At 53.0% G+C, this 23,865-nt stretch carries 21 protein-coding genes; 10 read left to right on the forward strand and 11 right to left on the reverse strand.

The genetic code is table 11. The features are described from left to right. Positions 1-24 precede the first annotated feature (24 nt). Positions 25-588: a DNA endonuclease SmrA gene (gene smrA / locus AC1VYI_RS14395; protein WP_023311482.1), complete on the reverse strand. Its 564-nt coding sequence runs from the start codon at positions 586-588 to the stop codon at positions 25-27. A 354-nt stretch (positions 589-942) separates the two neighbouring features. Next, positions 943-1,854, reverse strand: a complete 912-nt coding sequence (locus tag AC1VYI_RS14400) for a LysR family transcriptional regulator (protein ID WP_023311481.1) — start codon at positions 1,852-1,854, stop codon at positions 943-945. Positions 1,855-2,029: 175 nt separating this feature from the next. On the opposite strand from AC1VYI_RS14400, the gene AC1VYI_RS14405 reads away from it, so the two are divergent. From AC1VYI_RS14405 to uspE, 7 genes are all read left to right on the forward strand, one after another. Beyond that, entirely contained in the window at positions 2,030-3,340 is a 1,311-nt protein-coding gene (locus AC1VYI_RS14405; protein ID WP_134866427.1) for a M20 family metallo-hydrolase, read from the forward strand. Then, a complete protein-coding gene (locus tag AC1VYI_RS14410) occupies positions 3,340-4,785 on the forward strand; it encodes a M20 family metallopeptidase (protein ID WP_226483732.1) in 1,446 nt (481 codons plus the stop codon). The genes AC1VYI_RS14405 and AC1VYI_RS14410 overlap by 1 nt, the downstream gene beginning before the upstream one ends. Positions 4,786-4,821: 36 nt before the next feature. Then, a complete protein-coding gene (gene abgT / locus AC1VYI_RS14415) occupies positions 4,822-6,348 on the forward strand; it encodes a p-aminobenzoyl-glutamate transporter (protein WP_134866429.1) in 1,527 nt (508 codons plus the stop codon). A 10-nt stretch (positions 6,349-6,358) separates the two neighbouring features. Next, positions 6,359-6,874 carry a methylated-DNA--[protein]-cysteine S-methyltransferase gene (ogt, locus tag AC1VYI_RS14420; protein WP_023311477.1) on the forward strand — a complete coding sequence of 172 codons (516 nt, stop codon included), beginning with the start codon at positions 6,359-6,361 and terminating at the stop codon, positions 6,872-6,874. Between the two features lie 183 nt (positions 6,875-7,057). Next, positions 7,058-7,810 carry a fumarate/nitrate reduction transcriptional regulator Fnr gene (fnr, locus tag AC1VYI_RS14425; protein WP_006174991.1) on the forward strand — a complete coding sequence of 251 codons (753 nt, stop codon included), beginning with the start codon at positions 7,058-7,060 and terminating at the stop codon, positions 7,808-7,810. 134 nt (positions 7,811-7,944) lie between these two features. Then, positions 7,945-8,139: a hypothetical protein gene (locus AC1VYI_RS14430; protein ID WP_045356957.1), complete on the forward strand. Its 195-nt coding sequence runs from the start codon at positions 7,945-7,947 to the stop codon at positions 8,137-8,139. 109 nt (positions 8,140-8,248) lie between these two features. Further along, positions 8,249-9,199, forward strand: a complete 951-nt coding sequence (gene uspE / locus AC1VYI_RS14435; RefSeq protein ID WP_023311476.1) for a universal stress protein UspE — start codon at positions 8,249-8,251, stop codon at positions 9,197-9,199. A 120-nt stretch (positions 9,200-9,319) separates the two neighbouring features. Here the strand turns inward: uspE and AC1VYI_RS14440 are convergent, their stop codons facing one another. The 6 genes from AC1VYI_RS14440 to AC1VYI_RS14465 form a co-directional block, all read right to left on the reverse strand. Beyond that, complete coding sequence (locus AC1VYI_RS14440; RefSeq protein ID WP_134866431.1) at positions 9,320-9,853, reverse strand: fimbrial protein; 534 nt, start codon at positions 9,851-9,853, stop codon at positions 9,320-9,322. 31 nt (positions 9,854-9,884) lie between these two features. Further along, entirely contained in the window at positions 9,885-10,409 is a 525-nt protein-coding gene (locus AC1VYI_RS14445) for a fimbrial protein (protein WP_226483730.1), read from the reverse strand. A gap of 57 nt (positions 10,410-10,466) precedes the next feature. After that, positions 10,467-11,447, reverse strand: coding sequence for a fimbrial protein (locus tag AC1VYI_RS14450; RefSeq protein ID WP_482881846.1), 981 nt, complete (start codon positions 11,445-11,447; stop codon positions 10,467-10,469). Between the two features lie 25 nt (positions 11,448-11,472). After that, positions 11,473-14,055, reverse strand: coding sequence for a fimbria/pilus outer membrane usher protein (locus AC1VYI_RS14455; RefSeq protein WP_134866437.1), 2,583 nt, complete (start codon positions 14,053-14,055; stop codon positions 11,473-11,475). Between the two features lie 65 nt (positions 14,056-14,120). Continuing rightward, positions 14,121-14,810, reverse strand: a complete 690-nt coding sequence (locus AC1VYI_RS14460; protein WP_134866439.1) for a fimbrial biogenesis chaperone — start codon at positions 14,808-14,810, stop codon at positions 14,121-14,123. A gap of 89 nt (positions 14,811-14,899) precedes the next feature. Beyond that, a complete protein-coding gene (locus tag AC1VYI_RS14465; protein WP_134866441.1) occupies positions 14,900-15,421 on the reverse strand; it encodes a fimbrial protein in 522 nt (173 codons plus the stop codon). A gap of 329 nt (positions 15,422-15,750) precedes the next feature. On the opposite strand from AC1VYI_RS14465, the gene AC1VYI_RS14470 reads away from it, so the two are divergent. After that, the gene (locus AC1VYI_RS14470) at positions 15,751-15,900 is read left to right on the forward strand and encodes a helix-turn-helix domain-containing protein (RefSeq protein ID WP_226484485.1); all 150 of its coding nucleotides are present in this window, start codon (positions 15,751-15,753) and stop codon (positions 15,898-15,900) included. Positions 15,901-16,486: 586 nt separating this feature from the next. Here AC1VYI_RS14470 and AC1VYI_RS14475 read toward each other — a convergent pair. The 3 genes from AC1VYI_RS14475 to pntA form a co-directional block, all read right to left on the reverse strand. Further along, positions 16,487-17,455, reverse strand: a complete 969-nt coding sequence (locus AC1VYI_RS14475; protein ID WP_165789347.1) for an IS5 family transposase — start codon at positions 17,453-17,455, stop codon at positions 16,487-16,489. A gap of 404 nt (positions 17,456-17,859) precedes the next feature. Continuing rightward, complete coding sequence (pntB, locus tag AC1VYI_RS14480; RefSeq protein ID WP_032668239.1) at positions 17,860-19,248, reverse strand: Re/Si-specific NAD(P)(+) transhydrogenase subunit beta; 1,389 nt, start codon at positions 19,246-19,248, stop codon at positions 17,860-17,862. Between the two features lie 10 nt (positions 19,249-19,258). Beyond that, positions 19,259-20,788: a Re/Si-specific NAD(P)(+) transhydrogenase subunit alpha gene (gene pntA, locus AC1VYI_RS14485; RefSeq protein ID WP_023311474.1), complete on the reverse strand. Its 1,530-nt coding sequence runs from the start codon at positions 20,786-20,788 to the stop codon at positions 19,259-19,261. A 536-nt stretch (positions 20,789-21,324) separates the two neighbouring features. Here pntA and ydgH point away from each other — a divergent pair. Beyond that, positions 21,325-22,269 (forward strand): DUF1471 family protein YdgH, encoded by a 945-nt coding sequence (gene ydgH / locus AC1VYI_RS14490; RefSeq protein ID WP_045356963.1) that lies wholly within the window; start codon positions 21,325-21,327, stop codon positions 22,267-22,269. Between the two features lie 185 nt (positions 22,270-22,454). Beyond that, positions 22,455-23,837 (forward strand): amino acid permease, encoded by a 1,383-nt coding sequence (locus tag AC1VYI_RS14495; protein WP_029740292.1) that lies wholly within the window; start codon positions 22,455-22,457, stop codon positions 23,835-23,837. Positions 23,838-23,865 lie beyond the last annotated feature (28 nt).

Consider the following 23,865-nt stretch of genomic DNA (forward strand, 5'->3'; position numbering starts at 1 on the left):
ACCGGCGGGCGAGGAGATCGCCCGCTAGCGGCTGCGCTTGGCGTGCCGCTCCCAGTTTTCCTGTTTTGCCTCATCCGATTTTCGCAGTGAAACATAACATGCCCCGCTGCCGCCGTGATGCGGCAGCGCCACGCAGAAGGCCTGCACTTCCTCGAACTCGGTTAACCAGCGCGCAAGATAGCTGCGCACCACATTGGGATGCGAGTTCTGCTCGCGCCCTTTCCCGTGAATGATAATCAGATTGCGTAACCCGTCGCGTCCGGCCTGGCGAATAAAAGAATAGAGCATCTGACGGCAGCGTTCGGCGGGCTGACGCAGGAGGTTTAAGCTGGCCTGGCGGGCGTATTTACCCGTGCGCAGCTTATCAATAACGCCCTGCTGTACCCCTTCGCGCTGGAACGCCAGCGGTTCTTCCAGGGGAAGCACGTCAAGAAAATCCAGCGTCAGGAAGTTATCCAGCTGTTCGCTATCCACCTCCTCGCGCGTCCGCGTATTGCGGCTGGGCTGCCAGTGAATATCCGCGCAGCGCTTCAGGGGCTGGACATCTTCCATGGCGTCAAGAAAAAATGATTTGTCGTCAGGGTTCATGGACATCCTCCGGCTACATCTGAGGACTGTACTATACCTGCGCCAGAGACCGGCCTCAATCACCGTTACAGGGCGATGCGTGGCAATAATATTAACCTGATGAATATATATAGTAATTATTAAATAAACTTAAATCAGACTTAACTAAAATTTCAGCAAAGATAAAATACGTGATTTATGTTAAAATTTCGTGAAATCAATCACTCGCCCGCCTTTCATTTTTCGGGAAAGGTGTTATACCTAAATATACCTGCCTCATGGAAATAATACTCAGGATTGGCGAAAGGACGTACTGCTGTGTGTACTATAGGGTCTGTCTGATGTCGGGCAGATCCTGTTTTTTTAATCTGTATTTCACGCGACGACTATTTTCCTCACCTCCCTTCTGAACTGCGTAATTAATGACTCAGCAAGGGGAGTCTGACGTGAATCACGACGCTGAATTAAATAATAGGTTGCTTTAGGAAGCGATTCGACAACCGGCAGCATGACCAGACGGTGTGCCAGCAGCGGGTCACAGCCTAGCTCCTGCGGCAATATGCTTAAAAAATCACTTTGCGCGACCAGGCTAATACAGGAAGAAAATGTTTCGCAAACCACACCAATTCGCGGTATTTGCGAACGATCGCTAAATACCTCCTCTAATTGCTTATAATAACTTCCCCGCGGCGTCGGCATTGTCCAGTTATAATGCAGAAGTTCATTAATTGAAGTTGCCCCCATTGCCGGGTGACCTTCCCGACAAAATACCGCAAACGGTTTTTCGAAGAGCTTTTCAAACGTAAATTCCTGGTCGTAAGGTCCCTGATAATAGGTATTGATGGTGAAGTCCAGCTCGCCCTGGCGTAATTCATTGATCATCGACACCAGCTGCCCTTCCATAATCCGCACCTTGACCTGCGGATGCTGCGCATGAAAGCGGGTGATAACGGCGGGCATCAGCGTGCGTGAAACGCTGGCCCCCATCCCGATGTTGATCTGCCCGGCCAGCTCCCCCTGCCGCTGACGGATATCATCCTGCGCCGCGCGCAGCTCTTCCAGAATCAACCTGGCGCGCTGGTAAAAGCCCTCACCGCATTCGGTCAACGCGACGCCTTTACTCCTGCGCACGAAAAGCTGCGCCGCCATGCCCTCCTCCAGCTCTTTGATGGATTTGGTCAGCGCCGGCTGGGAAAGATTCAGCGTCCTGCTGGCACCGCGAATGCTGCCCTGACGCGCAACCTCAACAAACGCCCGGATTTGATGAAATTTAATCTGGAATGTCATAACCCGACCGATAACCGTTGTTTATCAGAGTAAAGAAACTGTCATCTACTTTAATGGAAAGGGATGTGCGAGGGTAATTCCTGAACGGTTAAAACTGTGAAAAATCGGTTAGTGATAAGTAAAAACTATCACAGCGTGAAGCAGTTCACATATTTTAATGATGACAGGAACAGATATGGACACACTGGCGCAGTACATCCAGACATTATCCCCGCAGCTGAGCGCATGGCGTCGCGATTTTCACTATTTCGCGGAATCCGGCTGGGTAGAGTTTCGAACGGCCGCGAAAGTCGCGGAAATCCTCGATTCGCTGGGTTACGAACTGGCGATGGGCCGCGACGTCGTCGATGCCGAAAGCCGGATGGGGCTGCCCGATGCCGCTACCCTGGCGCAAGAGTTTGCCCGCGCGCAGGCGCAGGGCGCGCCAGAGAAATGGCTGGCGCCGTTTGAGGGCGGGTTTACCGGCATTGTGGCGACCCTCAATACCGGACGTCCTGGACCGACCCTGGCGTTTCGCGTCGACATGGATGCCCTTGATTTAAGCGAAGCGCTGGATGAAAGCCATCGCCCGTTCCGCGACGGGTTTGCCTCCTGCAACGCGGGCATGATGCACGCCTGCGCGCACGACGGCCACACCGCTATTGGTCTGGGGCTGGCGCAGGTGCTTAAGCAGAATGACGCGCAGCTCAACGGCACCATCAAGCTGATCTTCCAGCCTGCCGAAGAAGGCACCCGCGGCGCGCGCGCCATGGTTGCCGCCGGGGCGCTGGACGACGTGGACTATTTCACGGCCATCCATATTGGTACCGGCGTCCCTGCCGGAACGGTGATTTGTGGCAGCGATAACTTTATGGCCACCACCAAGTTTGACGTGAACTTTACCGGCGTTGCCGCACACGCGGGCGGTAAACCGGAGGACGGACGTAACGCCCTGCTCGCCGCCGCGCAGGCCGCCCTCGCCCTGCACAGCATCGCCCCGCACAGCGACGGCGCCTCTCGGGTGAACGTCGGAGTGATGCAGGCGGGCAGCGGACGCAACGTGGTGCCCGCGAATGCCCTGATAAAGGTTGAAACGCGCGGCGAAAGCGAAGCGATTAATCAGTATGTCTTTGAACGCGCGCAGGCGGTTATTACCGGCGCAGCGGCGCTCTACGGCGTGAGCGCCGAGATGCGCCTGATGGGCGCCGCAACCTCCAGCGCGCCGACACCGGCGTGGGTGGATTATCTGCGCGAACAGGCGAGCCGGGTTTCCGGGATTATTCACGCCATCGATAAGGTGAAGGCGCCAGCGGGTTCCGAAGACGCCACGCTGATGATGGCCCGCGTGCAGGAGAACGGCGGCATGGCGTCCTATATGGTGTTCGGCACGGATTTGAGCGCCGGACATCACAACGAAAAATTCGACTTCGATGAGCAGGTCATGGCGATTGCCATTGAAACGCTGGCGCGAACTGCGCTCAATTTCCCGTGGACGCGAGGTGTGTAATGCAGGAGAACTACGCTTTTATTGCCGATGCGATCGACACGCGATGTCGGACGTTAACCGATATTGCCGACGCGATCTGGGATCGTCCTGAAACCCGCTTCGAAGAGTTCTGGTCCGCCGAACGGCTGGCCAGCGAGCTGGAGGCCGAGGGCTTCACGCTGACGCGCGAGGCCGGCGGTATTCCAAATGCCTTTATCGCCAGCTTCGGCAGCGGGAAACCGGTCATTGCCCTGCTGGGCGAATACGACGCGCTGGCCGGGCTAAGCCAGCAGGCGCACTGCGCGACGGCGCAATCCGCCACGCCGGGGGCCAACGGCCACGGCTGCGGGCATAACCTCTTAGGCACCGCGGCGCTTGCGGGCGCGGTGGCGGTGAAAAGCTGGCTGGAGCAGCACGGCGGCAGCGGAACGGTGCGTTTTTATGGCTGTCCCGGCGAGGAAGGTGGCTCCGGGAAAACCTTTATGGTGCGCGAAGGTCTGTTTGATGACGTCGATGCCGCCGTCACCTGGCACCCGGAAGCCTTCGCCGGGATGTTTAACGTCAGCACGCTGGCGAATATTCAGGCAGCCTGGCGTTTTCACGGCGTGGCGGCGCATGCGGCCAACTCCCCTCATCTGGGGCGCAGCGCGCTGGACGCCGTGACGCTGATGACTACCGGCACCAACTTCCTCAACGAACACATCATTGAGAAAGCGCGCGTCCATTACGCCATTACCGATACCGGCGGGATTTCACCCAACGTGGTGCAGGCGCAGGCTGAGGTGCTGTACCTGATCCGCGCCCCGGAGATGGCCGATGCGCAGCAGATCTACGAACGCATCGATAAAATCGCCCAGGGCGCGGCGATGATGACCGAAACCACCGTTGAGTGTCGCTTTGATAAAGCCTGCTCCAGCTACCTGCCAAACCGCACGCTCGAGGCGGCGATGTATCGCGCCCTGCAGCACTACGGCACGCCGCTCTGGACGGAGGAAGAACGCGCCTTCGCCCGCGAGATCCGCGCCACCCTGACGCCCAACGATCTGCAAAACAGTCTGAAAAATATTGCCGCGACGGGCGGTGATGCGGGTAAAGCCTTTGCCCGGCGTCATCAGGAGACGCTGCTGGTGGATGAAGTCGCGCCTTACGCCATCACCGACAACGTGCTGGCGGGTTCAACCGACGTGGGCGACGTCAGCTGGAAAATGCCGGTCGCCCAGTGCTTCAGCCCCTGCTTTACCGTCGGCACGCCGCTGCACACCTGGCAGCTGGTGGCGCAGGGACGTACCTCCATTGCCCACAAAGGCATGCTGCTGGCCGGAAAAGTGATGGGCGCAACCGCGCTTAACCTGCTGCAGGACGCGGCGCTGCTGAAAAAATGCCGTGAAGAGTTCGAACAACAAATACAAGAAAAACCGTACGTGTGTCCGATCCCACAGGGCGTGACACCGTCACCTTTAAAATAAAAAAACACAACACAACAACACTCCCGAGGAACGCCCATGAGTATGTCTTCCATACCTTCGCATTCCCCATCCGGTAAGCTCTATGGCTGGGTTGAAAGGATCGGCAATAAAGTGCCGCACCCTTTCCTGCTGTTTATCTATCTGATTGTGATTTTAATGGTCGCCACCGCCGTGCTCTCCGCCTTTGACGTGAGCGTGCGCAGCCCGGCCGACGGCAGCCTGGTGGCGGTAAAAAACCTGCTCAGCGTTGACGGGCTGCACTGGTTTTTACCCAACGTCATCAAAAACTTCAGCGGCTTCGCCCCGCTGGGCGCCATTCTGGCGCTGGTGCTGGGCGCCGGGCTGGCTGAACGCGTGGGCTTGTTGCCTGCATTAATGGTGAAGATGGCTTCCCACGTCAGCGCGCGTTACGCCAGCTATATGGTGCTGTTTATCGCCTTCTTCAGCCATATCTCCTCCGACGCCGCGCTGGTGATCATGCCGCCGATGGGGGCGCTGATTTTCCTCGCCGTCGGGCGTCACCCCGTGGCGGGCCTGCTGTCGGCGATTGCGGGCGTGGGCTGTGGATTTACCGCCAACCTGCTAATCGTCACCACCGACGTGCTGCTCTCTGGCATCAGCACGGAGGCGGCAAAGACCATCGATGCGGCAATGCACGTCAGCGTGATCGACAACTGGTACTTTATGGCCAGCTCGGTGATTGTCCTGACGATTGTCGGCGGGCTGATTACCGATAAAATCATCGAGCCGCGGCTGGGTAAATGGGAAGGCCGTAGCGATGAAAAGCTGGAGACCCTGAGCAAAGAGCAGCGCTTCGGCCTGCGCGTGGCGGGCGTGGTCTCGCTGGCCTTTATCGCGCTGGTGGCGCTGATGGTGGTGCCGGAAAACGGCATATTGCGCGATCCGGTTAAACATACCGTCCTGCCCTCGCCGTTTATTCAGGGCATCGTGCCGCTGATTATTCTGTTTTTCTTTGTCGTCTCGCTCGCCTACGGTATCGCGACCGGCAAAATCCGCCACCAGGGCGATCTGCCGCAGCTGATGATCGAGCCGATGAAGGAGATGGCGGGCTTTATCGTGATGGTGTTCCCGCTGGCGCAGTTTGTGGCGATGTTTAACTGGAGCAACATGGGCAAGTTTATGGCAGTGGGCCTGACCGACGCGCTGGAGGCGGCCGGGCTAAGCGGCGTACCGGCGTTTGTCGGCCTGGCGCTGCTGTCATCCCTGCTGTGCATGTTTATCGCCAGCGGCTCCGCCATCTGGTCGATTCTGGCCCCCATCTTCGTGCCGATGTTTATGATGCTGGGTTTTCATCCTGCATTTGCCCAGATCCTGTTCCGCATCGCGGACTCCTCGGTGATTCCGCTGGCGCCGGTTTCGCCGTTTGTTCCGCTGTTTTTAGGCTTCCTGCAGCGCTATAAACCCGAGGCCAAACTGGGTACCTACTATTCGCTGGTTTTACCCTACCCGCTTATCTTTTTAGGGGTATGGCTGGTGATGCTGGTGGCATGGTATCTTGTCGGCCTGCCGATTGGGCCGGGGATTTACCCGAGGCTGAACTAAAGGAATGAGGATGCTGAGATTACTCGAAGATAAGATTGCGACGCCGCTCGGGCCGCTGTGGGTGATCGCGGACGAGCAGTTCTGCCTGCGCGCCGTCGAATGGGAAGAGCACAGCGACCGCATGGAAGAACTGCTCCATGTTCACTACCGCTCACAGGGGTATGAACGTATCCGCGCCACCAACCCGGGCGGGCTGAGCGACAAGCTTGCGGCCTACTTCGAAGGCGATCTCAGCATCATCGATACTCTGCCGACCGCCACGGCAGGCACGCCTTTTCAGCGCGAAGTGTGGCAGGCGCTGCGGTCCATTCCCTGCGGGCAGGTCATGCATTACGGCCAGCTCGCGGAACAGCTAGGCCGCGCAGGCGCCGCACGCGCGGTGGGTGCCGCTAACGGCTCTAACCCGGTCAGCATCGTGGTGCCCTGCCATCGCGTCATTGGCCGCAACGGTACCATGACAGGCTATGCCGGCGGCGTGCAGCGCAAAGAGTGGCTGCTGCGTCACGAAGGGTATCTCCTGCTCTAGCTTCCAGGCTTTTTGTGCTTAATTTTCTACCGGTTAGGCTAAAAATCCATAATCAAGCTGTGGAATTTCAAGAAGATGGCGACACGTTGCCGTCTCTTGTCCTTATTGAGGGTTTGTCAGGCTTACGTACTTACCAAAAAGATGTTAAAATTGACCAATATCAATTAAGGCTTGAGCAAACCTATGATCCCGGAAAAGCGAATTATACGACGCATTCAGTCTGGCGGTTGTGCTATCCATTGCCAGGATTGCAGCATCAGCCAGCTCTGTATCCCGTTTACCCTGAATGAGCATGAACTCGATCAGCTTGATAATATCATCGAGCGCAAAAAGCCTATTCAGAAAGGGCAGACGCTGTTTAAAGCGGGAGACGAACTGAAATCGCTCTATGCTATCCGTTCTGGCACCATCAAGAGCTACACCATCACCGAACAGGGTGATGAGCAGATCACCGGCTTCCATCTGGCGGGCGACCTGGTGGGCTTTGATGCCATCGGCACGGGCCATCACCCGAGCTTTGCTCAGGCACTCGAAACCTCAATGGTTTGCGAAATCCCGTTTGAAACTCTGGACGATCTGTCCGGTAAGATGCCTAACCTGCGTCAGCAGATGATGCGTCTGATGAGCGGTGAGATCAAAGGCGATCAGGACATGATTCTGCTGCTTTCTAAAAAGAACGCAGAAGAGCGCCTGGCCGCGTTTATCTACAACCTCTCCCGCCGCTTCGCCGAGCGTGGCTTCTCGCCGCGTGAGTTCCGTCTGACGATGACGCGTGGCGATATCGGTAACTACCTGGGCCTGACCGTGGAAACCATCAGCCGTCTGCTGGGCCGTTTCCAGAAAAGCGGGATGCTGGCCGTTAAAGGTAAATACATCACTATCGAAAACGGTGAGGCGCTGGCCGTTCTTGCCGGGCACGCCCGCAACGTAGCGTAACTCTCCGCATGTTGATGACCAGACTGATAAATTCTTGTGATTTATTGGTCTGGTATAATCACTCCCGTTTCAAGATATTTTCACCGTAGCACGTCCCCACACAGCACCCAAAAGGTTCTCGTTGAGGTTATGAATTGAGAGAAAGTTTGTTTTTCGTTTCAGTCGTGATTGCCTCTGTGACCTTTCTCTTCATCTGGATCATGCTTGTCGGCCCAATGAAGGGGGAGGAAAAAACCTACGTTCAGGACTCCACGACCTTTGCAATAGCGGTGATGGTGCTGCTGTTTATTGCGTTTATCGCGGTGACGACGACGGTGCTTTTCCTCTGATAAATTTTCATGAATTATTGATCTGGCAAAACCTCCCCTCTGTTTCATTCAGGATATATAGGTTACTCTTTTAATTACAGACTGTGGTGACAGTAGTAAGGAGACCTGTATGGCCAAGTATCAAAACATGCTGGTAGCTATCGATCCGAATCAGGACGATCAGCCGGCATTACGACGTGCTGTGTATTTACATCAACGGATTGGTGGCAAAATCAAAGCGTTTTTGCCGATCTATGACTTCTCGTATGAGATGACCACCCTTCTGTCGCCTGACGAGCGCACCGCTATGCGTCAGGGCGTCATCAGCCAGCGTACCGCGTGGATCCGTGAACAGGCGAAGTATTACCTGGAAGCGGGTGTGCCCATTGATATTAAAGTGGTCTGGCATAACCGACCTTTCGAAGCCATCATCCAGGAAATTGTCGCCGGTGGGCACGACCTGCTGCTGAAGATGGCGCACCAGCACGACAAGCTGGAGTCCGTGATCTTCACCCCGACCGACTGGCACCTGCTGCGCAAATGTCCTTGCCCGGTCTGGATGGTGAAAGACCAGCCGTGGCCTGAAGGCGGGAAAGCCGTTGTGGCGGTAAACCTCGCGAGCGAAGAGGATTACCACAACTCGCTGAACGAGAAGCTGGTGAAGGAGACCATCCAGCTTGCCGACCAGGTGAATCATACCGAAGTGCATCTGGTTGGCGCCTATCCGGTCACGCCGATCAATATCGCCATTGAGCTGCCTGAATTTGACCCGAGCGTGTACAACGACGCGATCCGCGGTCAGCATCTGCTGGCCATGAAAACGCTGCGCCAGAAATTCAGCATTGATGAGAAAATGACTCACGTGGAAAAAGGGCTGCCTGAAGAGGTCATCCCGGATCTGGCGGAACACCTGCAGGCGGGGATTGTGGTGCTGGGCACCATTGGCCGGACCGGTATTTCTGCCGCCTTCCTCGGCAACACCGCCGAACAGGTGATCGACCATCTGCGCTGCGACCTGCTGGTCATTAAGCCGGATGATTACCAGACGCCGGTTGAGCTGGACGATCCGGAAGACGATTAACGTGAAAAAACGGCAGTGTTTCCCCTGCCGTTTAACTATGTACAACGCACAAACAATATCACTGTTGGTTGTGAACTTTCATCTCACGCAACAACGCATACAGAATGATATTCTGGTCGTTTATTGGTAGGTAAAGTTAACCAACACAGTACTGGTAACTGTGCCAGGCTGTACACCACCCACGGACGTGTACATCCGCGCCGCAAGCGGAAACGTGGCGCTTTTGCCAGTGGTATCAACATCCACCGTCATAGTGCTGTTGTTTGACAACACCACGCTGTGATCGGCATCTTTCGCCATTTCAATAGCAATATTTTTGGCGGCACTGGTCTCAGGCTCCGTGTTGGCAAAGAGCGTCGCGTCGTTCTCATCCGCAGTGCCGGTGAAGGTTACCGTGCTGCGTTTCGTTCCTTCCGGGCAGTTATTGAGCAGCAGCGAGAAACTCTGCCACTCGCCTGCATCGTTAGCGAACTGAAACTTCGTTCTGCCTAATGTACCCAGATCAACCTGCTGGCCGCTGCTCAGGCTAGTGCTGACAGAACACGCCGCAGCAATAACTTTGCCGGTAATATTCACATCAGCCGCCAGCGCTTCGCCTGTCGACAAAGCGATCATAACCAAAAATAAGGCCTGACGAAGGTGGTGTTTTTGCATAATGGCTCCCCTGCCTTTTATCCTTGCCTTATCAGTTATAGGTAAAGTTCATCAACACCGTGGTGCTGATATTTCCTGGAGTAGTCCCCCCGCTTTTGCTGTAAGCGCGCGCCTGCAGCGGAAAGGTCGCATTTTTACTCGCGTCTACATCTACCGTCATGGTGGCGCCTTTACCGACGTCCGTGCCCGCCGTTTTGTTCTGCAGCTCTACGGCGACGTTAGTCGCGTAACCTTCTCCGGTCGCGTTAGCGTACATGGTGTCGCTGCCACTATCTTTGGTGCCGTCAAATGTCGCCGTCACCGATGTCGTTCCCGCGGGACAATCGCTTAATACTATGTCTTTAGTAACATACGTGGAAGCAGCACCGGCGGCATTTAGCGTCGCTGCAGAAATCTCCTGACCGAGGTCGATGTTATAAGTTGAACCTACGCCAGTGGTGCAGGCAGCGGCTGTGACTTTACCAGTGATATTGATGGTTGTGTCGGAAGCGTTGGCAGTTAACAACAGTGAAGCTGTAATTATTGCAACAGTTAATCTAAAAACATTAATATTCATACTCTCGACTCTTTAAAAGAAGATTAAAAAAATCTTTTAACTTGAAATTAACGACAATCAATTATAAACAATTGTTGCATATACAGTAGATACGACATCCCCCGCAGGAACAGTATCAACAAGAGAATAATAGCGCGCAGTCATGGGATAACTCAGATCACCATTTAATTCGCCGATCGTCGTTAATTCTCCCACTGAAGCAGATACTGGGTTACCCTCTCGATCCAAAATCTGAACGCCGACGCTTGAACCCGTTATGCTATCATTATTTAAAAATACGCCATTGGCATTATCCACCATAGCAGAACCGGTAAATGACAACGAAATATTTGAGGCGCTTTTACAATTAAGCGAAATATTGAACGTCGTATCACCGTACGTTGTTCCTGTACCCTTAAGCTTACCAGATGTCACTGATGCAAGCGTTACAGGTATAACCGATTTAGTTACCGTACATGCAGGATTAGTCGGTTTTATAGGTATAGCCTGAAGCAAGACGATATCATAAAATGCCTTTCCATCAACAGTGACATGCCCTAATGGTTGCGGCAATAGATCTGTCGGAATTACTGTCGCCCCTGTTTTTATCAGTTCAAAATATACACTTCCGCCTGCAACATACGTACTGCCAGAATTATAAGGATAAGTAGTTGTTACTGGAAAATAACCATTAAAATTACTTGGCCAACCGTTGATTTTTATCCTGTAAGATACTCCCGGTATGCTTGTAGCATAATAGTTGCCATTTGCCTCACCTTCACCAAACATTTTCCACGTGTAAGTACCGCCTAAACTTTTAGTACAACCATCGTAAGGAATAGGTACAGATGGCCATGAAAGTGTTGCACTAGCTAATACTGTTCCAACAGGAAGTGCAGTATCAATACTAATCATAGCCGGAGGTGTTACTATTGCCTGAGCAGCAGAACAACCCCATGAAAACTTACTATACCCCATAATAAAAATCATAAAGACTAAAATGGTACGTATAAACTTAGCGAACCCACCGATTCGATTAATAATAATTTTACTGTGCATGCTATTACCTTGTACTTTCATTTATCTAACGGCATAATTCAGTTAAAATAGTCACAGCTGCATGGCTATCAGGAATTGAATATGAGGCTTGGCACTGTTCATTTGAACCATTACCCCATTTGATAAGTAACGAACCTTGTGCATCTAACCCCGTCAGATAAACCTGTCCGTTATCCCCAACGATATAACCTGGCGAATCTTTCGAATCTTTGACAGTAGCCATTGCCCCAAACGGCACATTTTCCCCGTTGGCTAGTTTTAAGCTCATTAATGCGCGATAACCCACGCTGGCCTTATAATTGGCTCGTACTACCGCACCACGAGTCGGGATCACCGTCTGGTTGGTAATAGCCACTTCGGTATCATCGCCAAAGGACTGGGTATCCAGTGTAATGTCGTTTTTACGGTACGGGCTGACGTAAGGTACCAACGCGTAACCACGGAAGTCCGTGCGCACGCCGGTTTGCGAGGAGACATTTACCCCCTTCGCGCCTGGCGCCGCCACCAGCGCTACGGTTTCGCTCATCGGCTGGCCCAATGTAACGCCATTTTCATGCACCAATACGCCGCCCTGCACGCCGTAGTTCATACGTTCACTGTACTGGTCGTAGCCATAACCCGCCGTCAGCTCGCCATAGGTTGAGCGCCAGTCAGCGTTGGCACTGCCGCTGTTGCCCTGGCCTTTGGTGCCGTAACCTTCCTGCACGCTCCAGCTCAGGTTGTTTTGCTCAAGCGTCGTCCCGCCCACGCTGACGCTGTGGTTGGTGTTGCCTTTTTTGCTGGTATTGACCATATAGTTAACGTACTCATTGCGAGACTGACCAAGCAGCAGGCTCATCGGTACGCTAATGCTCATGGAGAAGAGCTGGTCATTATCGTAAATACGTCCACCGTCCTCCGATCCGTAATTCGCCGTAGAGTTACGGTTGTAGGTGTAGCTCAGGTTATAGCTAATGCTGTTCCAGGAGTTGTTATAGCTAACACCATACGATTCCATGCGCCGGTCAGTATTCCAGTAATCCTCGCGTACCGCCGTCAGCCCCATGTTGCCCGCATCTTCCCACAAATCCTGTGACACGCTTAGCTCCGCGCGGTTGCGACGGCGTTCAATCAGTGGATAGCTGTTGCCGCTGGTATAGGTATCCAGTACCTCCTGCATGCCCCAGTAGCCAGCTGTCGCGTAGCGGTAGCCGGCGATAGTGAAGTTGGTGCCGGTATCAACAATGTTTTTGCTGTAACGCACGCGCCAGGACTGACCGCTTTCTTTCGGTTGATCCTTCATGGTCGACCAGGCCTGGGTCACATCAACAGAAAGCGCGCCGATATCCCCCATGTTTTTACCCAGCCCCAGCGCCACCGACTGGTAAGGACTGGCGAACTGACCACCGCCATAGGCTGTAAAACCGGCAGGAAGACCGTATATGGCCGTGCCTTCACTCAGAGGAGTTTCATCCACGCTGTTGTCATAAGAGCGATAAACCCCGCTCATCAGGCTAAATTTGAACCGACCTTCACGTTGAAGGACTGGCAGCGATGCGAACGGCACCACCATTTGCTGTTCGCTTCCATCGGACTCTTTGATCGTGACGTACAGATCGCCTGACCCGCCAGTAGGGTACATGTCGTTTATTTCAAAAGCCCCCGGTGAAACAGAGGTCTGATAAATGATGTAGCCGTTCTGACGAATGGTGACCTGCGCGTTGGTTCGCGCAATGCCTCGAACAACTGGCGCGTAGCCACGTAAACTGTCCGGTAACATCTCGTCGTCAGAAGCCAACTCTATACCACGGTACGAAATGCTATCAAAAACATCAGCCCCAGTACTGCTGTCACCCGCGGTAAGCTGGGCCTTTAAAGGAATGATGTCACGTTGCAAATAGGTATAAACCGTATCCCAGTGGCTATCCGTCTCACCTCCCGGACCTCCGGTCGAGCTACGATTCCAGGTGGTATAATTGCGCAGACGCCATGAACCCATATTTAGCCCCGGGCGCAAATTGACATATTGATTGTTGCCGTCATAGCCCTGCCCGCTCTTCGCATAATTACTGGAGCCGCTCGCGCTGTAATTTAGTAATAGCGCAGTGATCCCTTCATCCCACTGTTTAGGGTCCACCCAGCCGCGAGCGGAGTTGGTGACCGCCGATTGCGGGAATGTAAGCAGCAATTGCTGTTTGTCAAAGCGAAATTCAGTGTTGGCCTGGGGCACTGCGGAGATATTGGCGCAATCACTTCCTGCTTTGCCAAGCAACGGGAATTTTTTAACCAGCACGCCCCAGGTTTCCAGATCGTTAACAGCGAGGCACGGTTGCAACGTTTCCTGACCGTCAGCGCTTTTAACCATACGAAATTCAACGTTGCGGGTTTCCATCTGATTGTTATTCAGATAAATATCCACGCGGTAGGTGCCCGGAAGTTGTCCGCCTTTATTTTCAAAGGCAGACAGATCAACCGGTTTTTGGCCCGGCGCGCCCAGTTCGAGCAGTTCCGGGTTAAAGTAGTCTCTGGCGTGGGCAGTAGTCGTAATAATTCCGGTCATCGCGAGTTGAGTGGCAATAAAATAAGCGACCGGTCTTAAACGCATACGGCGACTGTTTTCATTATTCATTTATGGCTCCGTTACTACGGGAAGCTAGCGCTGCCCGACTTCCTGTAAAATGCATTGCACTATCCTTAATGACCCTGGCCATGTTCCGGGCCCGTACCGCCGTAATCGGTAATCAGCTTCCAGGTGATATTACCTGCTGCACCTGCCGGAACAGGGAAACTGGTGCTGCTCATAGGAGCGACATAAGTGGCTTCTTTTACTTCACGCCCGCCAACTTTTACTTCCTGGAAATTCATGTAGTAAGCAGAGGCATTGTTCACGGTCAGACGATTCCCATTTAGCGTCCAACTGATCTTGCCGTTCTCTTTTTCCGGCGACCCTTTAAGCAACGATTGCGGACGATAAATCAGCTTAATGCGGCTTTTTACAGCGATTTGCAGCGTGTTGCCGCTCTCTTTTTTCACTCCGGCGGGAATAGATTTAACGTTCAGCCAGTAAAGCGACTCGCGGTCTTCAGGCAAATTGCCACCTGTACGAACGACGCGAAGCGTGTTCTGCTGGTTAGCTTCAAGACGGAATAGTGGCGGCGTCACGATAAAAGGGGCTTTATCAGCGCCACCATTTTGGGTTTCGGCCCAGGACTGTATGAGATAGGGGCTGACATCCGAGTTGGTGACGTTCAGTGAAGCCTCCTTCTTACTTCCCTCATAAATGAGTCGCGTACCGCCAATAGTCACGCCACCAGCCTCGACCGCCTGGGCAAGGCTGCAAGAAAGGAACAGTGGAAGGGAAAGTATTTTGATCCAGGTTTTCATTTGCGGGTTAACTCCGGGAAAAATCAGGCCGGTTTCACCGGCCTGTATTACCCCAACCCATCACGAAATTCGTGAAAGGCAGGAAGAACTTAGTTGTAAACGATAGTAAAGTTAGTAGTGCTGTTCGCCGGACCGGAGGTCACTGCGGAACCGACCTTCAGATAGCGCGCGGTAAATGCCAGGCTGTTGGCACCGGTTTTCAGGTCATAGGAGGAAGACGCCGCATGAAGCGGAACCACTGTGTTCTTCGCATCGGTGATCTGAATGCCCACGCCGGTAGCGACGCCGTCTTCCTGAGTCAACTGCAGCGCAGTGCTGTCATTATTAGCAGCGGTACCGTCAAATTTTACGGCAGCTGTTTTGGCGCTGTCAGGGCAACTGGTCAGTTCGATTTTAAAATCAGTCGGAGCCGCAGTATCGCTTCCATCAAAGGCTTTACTGGATACGGTTCCCAAAGTCACTGACAGTGGGTTAGATACTGTATTAGTGACAGTACAAGCGTCATCAGTAATTTTTCCGATGAAGTTAATTTTCCCATCATCAGCGTGAGCTGAAATAGCCGCCAGACTAAAAGCAGAAATAATCGCTGCGGCCGTTAATTTTACTTTCATTATAGAATCAATCCTTTTCATATAAGTGAGAACAGCCCCATCAAAAACTTGACGAAGTCATTCATTTTAAAATATTAAATAGCCCTTTCACGGGTGAAATAATTCTATACAGGGTAAAAAATGGCATCAACTTCTTAAAAGTCCAAAGATAGACTTACTTTTGATGTTGATAAGGCTTCCTTTATTTTCGGCTTTAGTTGTTTGGGAAATACTAATTCATGGCTGATGATTATCCCCTCAACAGGGGCTTTCACAAGGAAACTGACTCTAAAAAAACCAGTAGTATCAGAAAGATAAACGGATCACAGAAAGCTCTTACATTCGTTCTGATGTCTCTTTCAGCCTGTTTATATCGACATTGCTTACGCGGATCTCAACAGACATCCGTTATGCGCTATATCGATGACCGCTGCATTATATCCAGAAGAATAATTGTGCACATATTGGCAGCGCTTCGGAAAGGGCACTTTTCTTCATAACGAGAGGAAAAAACTTTATAAATAAATTAGCGGTGAAAATTTAATGCCCCCCATCAGCCACATTGGATAAATAAATCATACTGTAAAAAATAATCGGACACATATCTAATAGATAACAAAATAATTGCTGAAATGTGTTTAAATCAAACATTCCTTTATGCTAAGCCTTTGTCGGAAAATCTCTCATCTTTCGAAGCATCCTGGCCCATTTCGAAAATAAGACGATCTGTACTATTAATGAGTGGTGAACAGGTCTGTTACCTGATAACTACCGGTACAACTGGAATTTATCGCAAAACTGATAATCTTAGGATTGTCACAATACCTGGCCCTGCCATAAATGACTTAGCTGTTAAGGACGTCTGGATCATAACGTAAGAAACATGCCAGATAGCCAGCACGCCTCGAAAAGAAGCACATCGGTTGGTTGCATAGCATGGTTAGGGTAGATTTTAGCTAATCAATATGATGATTTTTACAAAAAACCTGTAACTGGAGTAGAAAACTTAGCACCCTAACAGCTTATAGGGGGCTTTGTTGAATAAATCAGATTTCGGGTAAGTCTCCCCCGTAGCGGGTTGTGTTTTCAGGCAATACGCACGCTTTCAGGCATACCTGCTTTCGTCATTTTGTTCAGCGCTCGTACCAGGGCCATAGCCTCCGCAACCTGACCATCGTAGTCACGCAGCGTCAGTGAACCCCCGAACAGCTGTTTTACCCGGTACATCGCCGTTTCCGCTATCGAGCGACGGTTGTAATCTGTTGTCCATTTCCACCGCGCATTACTCCCGGTCATTCGCTGATTAGCCACTGCACGGTTACGGTCTGCATATTCACCGGGCCAGTAACCCGCACCTTTTCGGGGAGGGATAAGGGCGCTGATTTTCTTACGCCGCAGTTCATCGTGACAGAGCCGGGTGTCGTAAGCGCCGTCTGCCGATGCTGCCCTGATTTTTCTGTGAGTCTGCCGGATAAGACCCGGGAAGGCTTCTGAGTCCGTCACATTGTTCAGCGACAGGTCTGCACAGATGATTTCATGTGTTTTGCTGTCAACTGCCAGATGCAACTTTCGCCATATACGACGGCGTTCTTTGCCGTGTTTTTTGACTTTCCATTCGCCTTCACCAAAGACCTTCAGCCCGGTGGAATCAATCACCAGATGCGCGATTTCACCCCGGGTGAACGTTTTGAAACTGACATTAACCGACTTTGCGCGCTTGCTGACACTGGTGTAATCCGGGCAGCGCAACGGAACATTCATCAGTGTAAAAATGGAATCAATAAAACCCTGTGCAGCCCGCAGGGTCAACCTGAACACGCGTTTAATGACCAGAACGGTGGTGATGGCGAGATCAGAATAGCGCTGAGGTCTTCCCCGTGATGAAGGCGTTGCCGACTCATACCAGGCCTGAATAGCTTCCTCATCCAGCCAGAAAGTTATGGAGCCACGGTTGATGAGGGCTTTATTGTAGGTGGGCCAGTTGGTGATTTTGAACTTTTGCTTTGCCACGGAACGGTCTGCGTTGTCGGGAAGATGCGTGATCTGATCCTTCAACTCAGCAAAAGTTCGATTTATTCAACAAAGTCCTTATAGGGTTATCTGTAATCTATGATGTGAATGGGTAAGTGAACCGGAATTCGCACGTCCTGCCCTCATAGAGGGTATATTCGTGAGAAGCCCCATAAATCACGTAGTGGCGGCATGAAAGCTCTTTCTGGCCTCAAAGCTGAGAGGATACATATAATTTAATAATGGACGCCTTATATCGATAACTCGCCTACCGCAGAAGTATTGACGCTCCAGATTAAAGACTACTATTGCCATTACCCATATAAGACTACTTTTTCTGTGCTTCGCCCTGATTCCGGTACAGTACCGAACTCAGGGCGTGTCAGCCGCCAGCTAATGAACACGAAGGTTCACTTTAAGACCAGGCGGTTTTTTCGTTTTAACGCAACTTACAGCGCTTTCAGAATCGCATCCACGCTGGCTTTAGCATCGCCGAACAGCATGTGGGTGTTCTCTTTGAAGAACAGCGGGTTCTGAACCCCGGCATAGCCGGTATTCATGGAGCGTTTAAACACAATCACGTTCTGCGCCTTCCATACTTCCAGAACAGGCATACCAGCGATTGGGCTACCCGGGTCGTCCTGTGCCGCAGGGTTAACGGTATCGTTGGCGCCAATGACCAGCACGGTGTCGGTGTCGGCGAAATCATCGTTGATCTCATCCATTTCCAGCACGATGTCGTAAGGCACTTTCGCTTCCGCCAGCAGCACGTTCATATGGCCCGGCAGACGCCCTGCCACCGGGTGAATACCAAAGCGAACCTTGATGCCGCGCGCGCGCAGCTTCTCGGTGATTTCCGCAACCGGATATTGCGCCTGCGCCACCGCCATGCCGTAGCCCGGAGTGATGATCACGGAGTGCGAATTTTTCAGCATGTCTGCGGTATCTTCCGCAGAAATTTCACGGTGCTCACCCACTTCTTCATCCGCACTGGAAGAAGACCCATCGGTCCCGAAACCACCGGCGATAACGCTGATGAACGAGCGGTTCATCGCCTTACACATGATGTAAGACAGGATCGCACCGGAAGAGCCCACCAGCGCACCGGTGACGATCAGCAGGTCGTTGCTCAGCATAAAGCCTGCCGCCGCTGCCGCCCAACCGGAGTAGGAGTTCAGCATCGAGACAACCACCGGCATATCCGCACCGCCGATGGACGCCACCAGGTGCCAGCCAAACGCCAGCGCGATGATGGTCATCACCAGCAACGCCAGTACCTGCAGGCCCACGCTTTCGGTACGCACGAAGACCACCAGCAGAACAAACGACACCACCAGCGCCGCGAGGTTCAGCTTATGACGGTTTGGCAGCATCAGCGGTTTAGAGGAGATCTTCCCGCGCAGCTTGCCGAACGCGACAATGGAACCGGTGAAGGTCACCGCACCGATGAAGATACCGAGGAACACTTCCGTCAGGTGGATATTCACCAGAATCGGTTCCAGGCCCGGTTCGTGATACAGGTAGCTGTTGAAGCCCACCAGCACCGCCGCCAGACCCACGAAGCTGTGCAGAATGGCAACCAGCTCCGGCATCTCGGTCATTTCAACGCGTTTTGCCAGGCGAATACCAATCGCGCCGCCGATGATCATCGCCACCAGGATCCACGCCACGTTGCCGGTATCCGGCCCGAAGATGGTGGCAATCAGCGCAATCGCCATCCCGGCGATACCAAAGTTATTACCCTGCTGAGACGTTTCGTGTTTGGAAAGCCCCGCCAGACTGAAAATAAACAGGATTGCAGCAACAATGTATGCGGCTGTCACTAATCCTCCAGACATATGCTACCCCTTAGCCTTTACGAAACATTTTCAGCATGCGCTGAGTCACGGTGAAACCACCGAAAATATTGATACTGGCGATCAGCACCGCGATAAAGCTCAGGAAGCTGATCCAGCCGCCGTGGCCAATCTGCAGTAACGCCCCCACCACGATGATCCCCGAGATGGCGTTGGTTACCGACATCAGCGGCGTATGCAGCGCATGGGAGACGTTCCACACCACGTAGTAGCCCACGACGCAGGAGAGCGCGAAGACGGTAAAGTGGCCGAGGAACTCTTTTGGTGCGACGTCAGCCAGCCAGCCGAACAGAATAATCACCAGCGCCATGATCGCGTATTTGCGCCACGGAGAAGCCGGTTTGGCGGGTTCTTTTGGCTCAGGTGCCGCTTTCGTTGCCGCCTGAGGCTGAGCAGAAACCTGAATAGGCGGCGCAGGCCAGGTAATTTCACCTTCACGAACCACCGTGACGCCGCGCACAACCACATCGTCGAAATCAACGGTGACGTTGCCGTCTTTCTCTTTGCAGAGCAGCTTCAGCAGGTTGACGAGGTTGGTGCCGTACAATTGAGAAGACTGCGTAGGCAGGCGGCCCGGCAGATCGGTATAGCCGATCACCTTCACGCCGTTAGCGGTCGTGGTTACCTGATTTGGAACGGTATATTCACAGTTACCGCCGTTTTGAGCGGCCAGGTCGACAATCACGCTGCCCGGCTTCATGGAGTCAACCATCTCACGGGTAATCAGCTTCGGCGCCGGTTTACCCGGGATAAGCGCGGTGGTGACAATAATGTCGACATCTTTCGCCTGGGCGGCGAAGAGTTCCATTTCGGCTTTGATAAAGGCTTCGGACATCACCTTCGCGTAACCGTCGCCGCTGCCTGCTTCTTCCTTGAAATCCAGCTCAAGGAATTCGGCGCCCATACTCTGGACCTGTTCCTTTACTTCAGGACGGGTGTCAAAGGCGCGTACGATAGCGCCCAGGCTGTTTGCCGCACCGATTGCGGCAAGGCCCGCCACGCCTGCGCCAATCACCATCACTTTCGCCGGAGGGACTTTACCCGCGGCGGTGATTTGACCGGTAAAGAAGCGACCAAACTCGTGGGCCGCTTCAACAATAGCGCGGTAGCCGGCAATGTTTGCCATGGAGCTTAAGGCATCCAGCGACTGCGCGCGCGAAATGCGCGGTACGGAGTCCATCGCCATCACGGTCACGCCGCGGGCCGCCAGTTTCTCCATCAGCTCCGGGTTTTGCGCAGGCCAGATGAAGCTCACCAGGGTCGTTCCCGGATTGAGCAGCGCAATCTCACTCTCTTCCGGTGCGTTGACCTTCAGAATCACCGGCGACTGCCAGACGTCAGCACCGTCGACCACTTCCGCGCCGGCCTGGATAAAGGCCTCGTCATCGAAACTCGCCAGTTTGCCCGCGCCGCTTTCAACCGCGACCGTAAAACCCAGTTTAAGCAGTTGCTCCACCGTTTTCGGTGTTGCCGCTACGCGGGTTTCATTGGCTAACCGTTCTTTTGGTACCCCAATACGCATAGTTTTCCCTTCCATCGGTTTTTGATGATGGTTTATCGATAAATGCCCGCGGTTTGTATCAATTTTCGCCATACGCGCAAGCGACGAGAGATGATTAACCCCGGAAAATAAAGCAGTAACAAACTGTCTATAACCTACTGAAAATAGCGCCCGTGATCTACCGCCAGAAAACACTATTTCTTACTTTATCTGTGAAAAATAAGCGATCGGCGTCACTGACAGTGATATTTACCTTAAATTTACTGCCAGAACCGATAAAACGCGCAAGCGAAGCGGTAAAAACATGATATAGCGCCATAAGAGAACAACTTGTTAACATTAAATTAACTTGTAAAAGTCATATGCTTTATCAGTTTTACTTGTCAAACGCGTGTTTTTTCAACACATCACTAAATGTTATCGAATTCGGTGATTCAGTAAGCACAGGCAGTGAAAAATGGCGCAGACAGCGACGGGTTTTAAATGCAATAATCGGGACCGTCTCAAATTAACAACAATACCAGTACATGGTTTGCGCAAGGCGAAGGATCATTTTTATGAAGCTTAAGAACACACTCCTGGCGTCCGCACTTCTTTCCGCGACCGCCCTGTCTGCGAATGCCGCAACAGAGTTAACGCCGGAGCAAGCGGCAGCGTTAAAACCTTTTGACCATACGGTCATTGTGGGTCGTTATAATTCTATTGGCGACGCCGTCGCCGCTGCATCAAAAGCCGCAGATAAAAACGGAGCGGCCTCGTTTTATGTGGTTGACCAGTCCGATTACGGCAACAGCGGTAACCAGCGCGTGACCATTGCGCTGTTCAAAGACAATGCGCCGAAAGCTGACGCACCAAAAAACCGCGTGATCAACGGTGTTGTTGAACTGCCGAAAGATCAGGCGATTGAGTTGGAACCTTACGACACCGTCACCGTTCAGGGCTTCTATCGCAGCCAGCCTGAAGTGAACGATGCCATTACCAAAGCCGCGAAAGAGAAAGGGGCCTACTCTTTCTTCATCGTGCGTCAGGTCGATGCTAACCAGGGTGGCAACCAGCGTATTACCGCGTTCATCTATAAAAAAGATGCGAAAAAACGTGTTCTGCAGAGCCCGGATGCCATCCCGGCGAATTCAGAAGCAGGTCGCGCGGCGCTAGCTAAAGGCGGCGAAGAAGCGAAGAAAGTTGAAATTCCAGGCGTAGCAACGACGGCTGCTCCAAGCGCTGAAGTGGGCCGTTTCTTCGAAACGCAGTCCACGAAAGGTGGCCGTTATTCCGTTACGCTGCCGGACGGTACCAAAATTGAAGAGTTGAACAACGCCACTGCAGCGCAGATGGTGCCGTTCGACAGCATCAAGTTTACCGGCAACTACGGCAACATGACGGAAGTCTCTTACCAGGTCGCGAAGCGTGCGGCGAAGAAAGGGGCGAAGTACTACCACATCACCCGCCAGTGGCAGGAACGTGGTAACAACGTGACCATCAGCGCCGATCTGTACAAGTAACAACATCGTTTACGAAAGGCGGCGCAATGCCGCCTTTTTTTGTTACTTTTTTTGAATTTCTGCCTCACGTCATTGCATGCATTCGTTACACTCCGTAAAATCCCGCGCCTTAGTGTGATCCACCATTTTTATGCGCCTGAGCGAAATAATTATTCTGGATTTTGACCTTTCATAACAGGAAGCCAATGGAAAAGAAACTTGGCCTGAGTGCTCTGACTGCACTCGTTTTAAGCTCAATGCTGGGTGCAGGCGTATTCAGTTTGCCGCAAAATATGGCCGCCGTCGCCAGCCCTTCCGCGCTCATCATTGGCTGGGGCATTACGGGTGTCGGCATACTGCTGCTGGCCTTCGCGATGCTGCTGCTCACCCGCATTCGCCCCGATCTGGACGGCGGCATTTTCACCTATGCGCGTGAAGGTTTCGGCGAGCTGATTGGCTTCTGTTCCGCATGGGGATACTGGCTGTGTGCCGTTATCGCCAACGTCTCTTATCTTGTAATCGTCTTCTCGGCGCTCAGTTTCTTTACCGATACGCCTGAGCTGCGCCTCTTTGGCGACGGGAATACCTGGCAGTCTATTGTGGGCGCCTCGGTGTTGCTGTGGTTCGTCCACTGGCTGGTGTTGCGTGGCGTACAAACGGCCGCCAGCATCAACCTGGTGGCGACGCTGGCGAAACTGGTTCCGCTCGGCCTGTTTATCGTTCTGGCCTTTATTGCGTTCCGTATGGACGTTTTCAAGCTTGATTTTAGCGGCGTTGCGCTGGGCGTTCCCGTCTGGGAGCAGGTGAAAAACACGATGCTGATTACCCTGTGGGTGTTCATCGGCGTAGAAGGCGCGGTCGTGGTTTCTGCCCGGGCCAGAAATAAACGCGATGTGGGCCGCGCCACGCTGCTGGCTGTACTGGCCGCGCTGGGGGTCTATTTGCTGGTGACGCTGCTGTCGCTGGGCGTGGTGGCGCGTCCTGAACTGGCTGAAATGCGTAACCCGTCAATGGCAGGCCTGATGGTGAAAATGCTCGGTCCCTGGGGCGACGTGGTGATTGCCGCAGGGCTGATCGTCTCCGTCTGCGGCGCTTACCTGAGCTGGACCATCATGGCGGCTGAAGTGCCGTTCCTGGCCGCGACGCACAAGGCGTTTCCACGCCTGTTCGCCCGTCAAAACCAAAACAGCGCGCCGTCGGCATCGCTCTGGCTGACCAACATCAGCGTTCAGGTCTGTCTGGTGCTGATCTGGCTCACAGGTTCTGACTATAACACCCTGCTGACCATCGCCTCGGAGATGATTCTGGTACCCTATTTCTTAGTGGGTGCGTATCTGTTAAAAATTGCCACACGCCCGGCGCATTATGTCGTGGGTGTCGGAGCCTGTATTTACGGCCTGTGGTTGTTGTATGCTTCCGGGCCTATGCATCTGCTGCTGTCGGTGGTGCTGTACGCACCGGGTCTGCTGGTGTTTATCTACGCCCGCCGCACGCATCAGCTGGAGAACGCGCTGAAACGCCGTGAAATGGCATTAATTGGACTGTTACTGGTTGCTGCCCTGCCGGCAACCTGGATGTTAATGGGTTAGCATCGCCTTTCCCATTGTTGAACTGTAA

It is taken from the genome of Enterobacter sp. QK-SA4, assembly GCF_056856775.1.

Coding starts and splice junctions, on each gene's coding strand:
- smrA (WP_023311482.1), bottom strand. CDS start 588: ATGAACCCTGACGACAAATCATTTTTTCTTGACGCCATGGAAGATGTC.
- AC1VYI_RS14400 (WP_023311481.1), bottom strand. CDS start 1,854: ATGACATTCCAGATTAAATTTCATCAAATCCGGGCGTTTGTTGAGGTT.
- AC1VYI_RS14405 (WP_134866427.1), top strand. CDS start 2,030: ATGGACACACTGGCGCAGTACATCCAGACATTATCCCCGCAGCTGAGC.
- AC1VYI_RS14410 (WP_226483732.1), top strand. CDS start 3,340: ATGCAGGAGAACTACGCTTTTATTGCCGATGCGATCGACACGCGATGT.
- abgT (WP_134866429.1), top strand. CDS start 4,822: ATGAGTATGTCTTCCATACCTTCGCATTCCCCATCCGGTAAGCTCTAT.
- ogt (WP_023311477.1), top strand. CDS start 6,359: ATGCTGAGATTACTCGAAGATAAGATTGCGACGCCGCTCGGGCCGCTG.
- fnr (WP_006174991.1), top strand. CDS start 7,058: ATGATCCCGGAAAAGCGAATTATACGACGCATTCAGTCTGGCGGTTGT.
- uspE (WP_023311476.1), top strand. CDS start 8,249: ATGGCCAAGTATCAAAACATGCTGGTAGCTATCGATCCGAATCAGGAC.
- AC1VYI_RS14440 (WP_134866431.1), bottom strand. CDS start 9,853: ATGCAAAAACACCACCTTCGTCAGGCCTTATTTTTGGTTATGATCGCT.
- AC1VYI_RS14445 (WP_226483730.1), bottom strand. CDS start 10,409: ATGAATATTAATGTTTTTAGATTAACTGTTGCAATAATTACAGCTTCA.
- AC1VYI_RS14450 (WP_482881846.1), bottom strand. CDS start 11,447: ATGCACAGTAAAATTATTATTAATCGAATCGGTGGGTTCGCTAAGTTT.
- AC1VYI_RS14455 (WP_134866437.1), bottom strand. CDS start 14,055: ATGAATAATGAAAACAGTCGCCGTATGCGTTTAAGACCGGTCGCTTAT.
- AC1VYI_RS14460 (WP_134866439.1), bottom strand. CDS start 14,810: ATGAAAACCTGGATCAAAATACTTTCCCTTCCACTGTTCCTTTCTTGC.
- AC1VYI_RS14465 (WP_134866441.1), bottom strand. CDS start 15,421: ATGAAAGTAAAATTAACGGCCGCAGCGATTATTTCTGCTTTTAGTCTG.
- AC1VYI_RS14470 (WP_226484485.1), top strand. CDS start 15,751: ATGTCTCTTTCAGCCTGTTTATATCGACATTGCTTACGCGGATCTCAA.
- pntB (WP_032668239.1), bottom strand. CDS start 19,248: ATGTCTGGAGGATTAGTGACAGCCGCATACATTGTTGCTGCAATCCTG.
- pntA (WP_023311474.1), bottom strand. CDS start 20,788: ATGCGTATTGGGGTACCAAAAGAACGGTTAGCCAATGAAACCCGCGTA.
- ydgH (WP_045356963.1), top strand. CDS start 21,325: ATGAAGCTTAAGAACACACTCCTGGCGTCCGCACTTCTTTCCGCGACC.
- AC1VYI_RS14495 (WP_029740292.1), top strand. CDS start 22,455: ATGGAAAAGAAACTTGGCCTGAGTGCTCTGACTGCACTCGTTTTAAGC.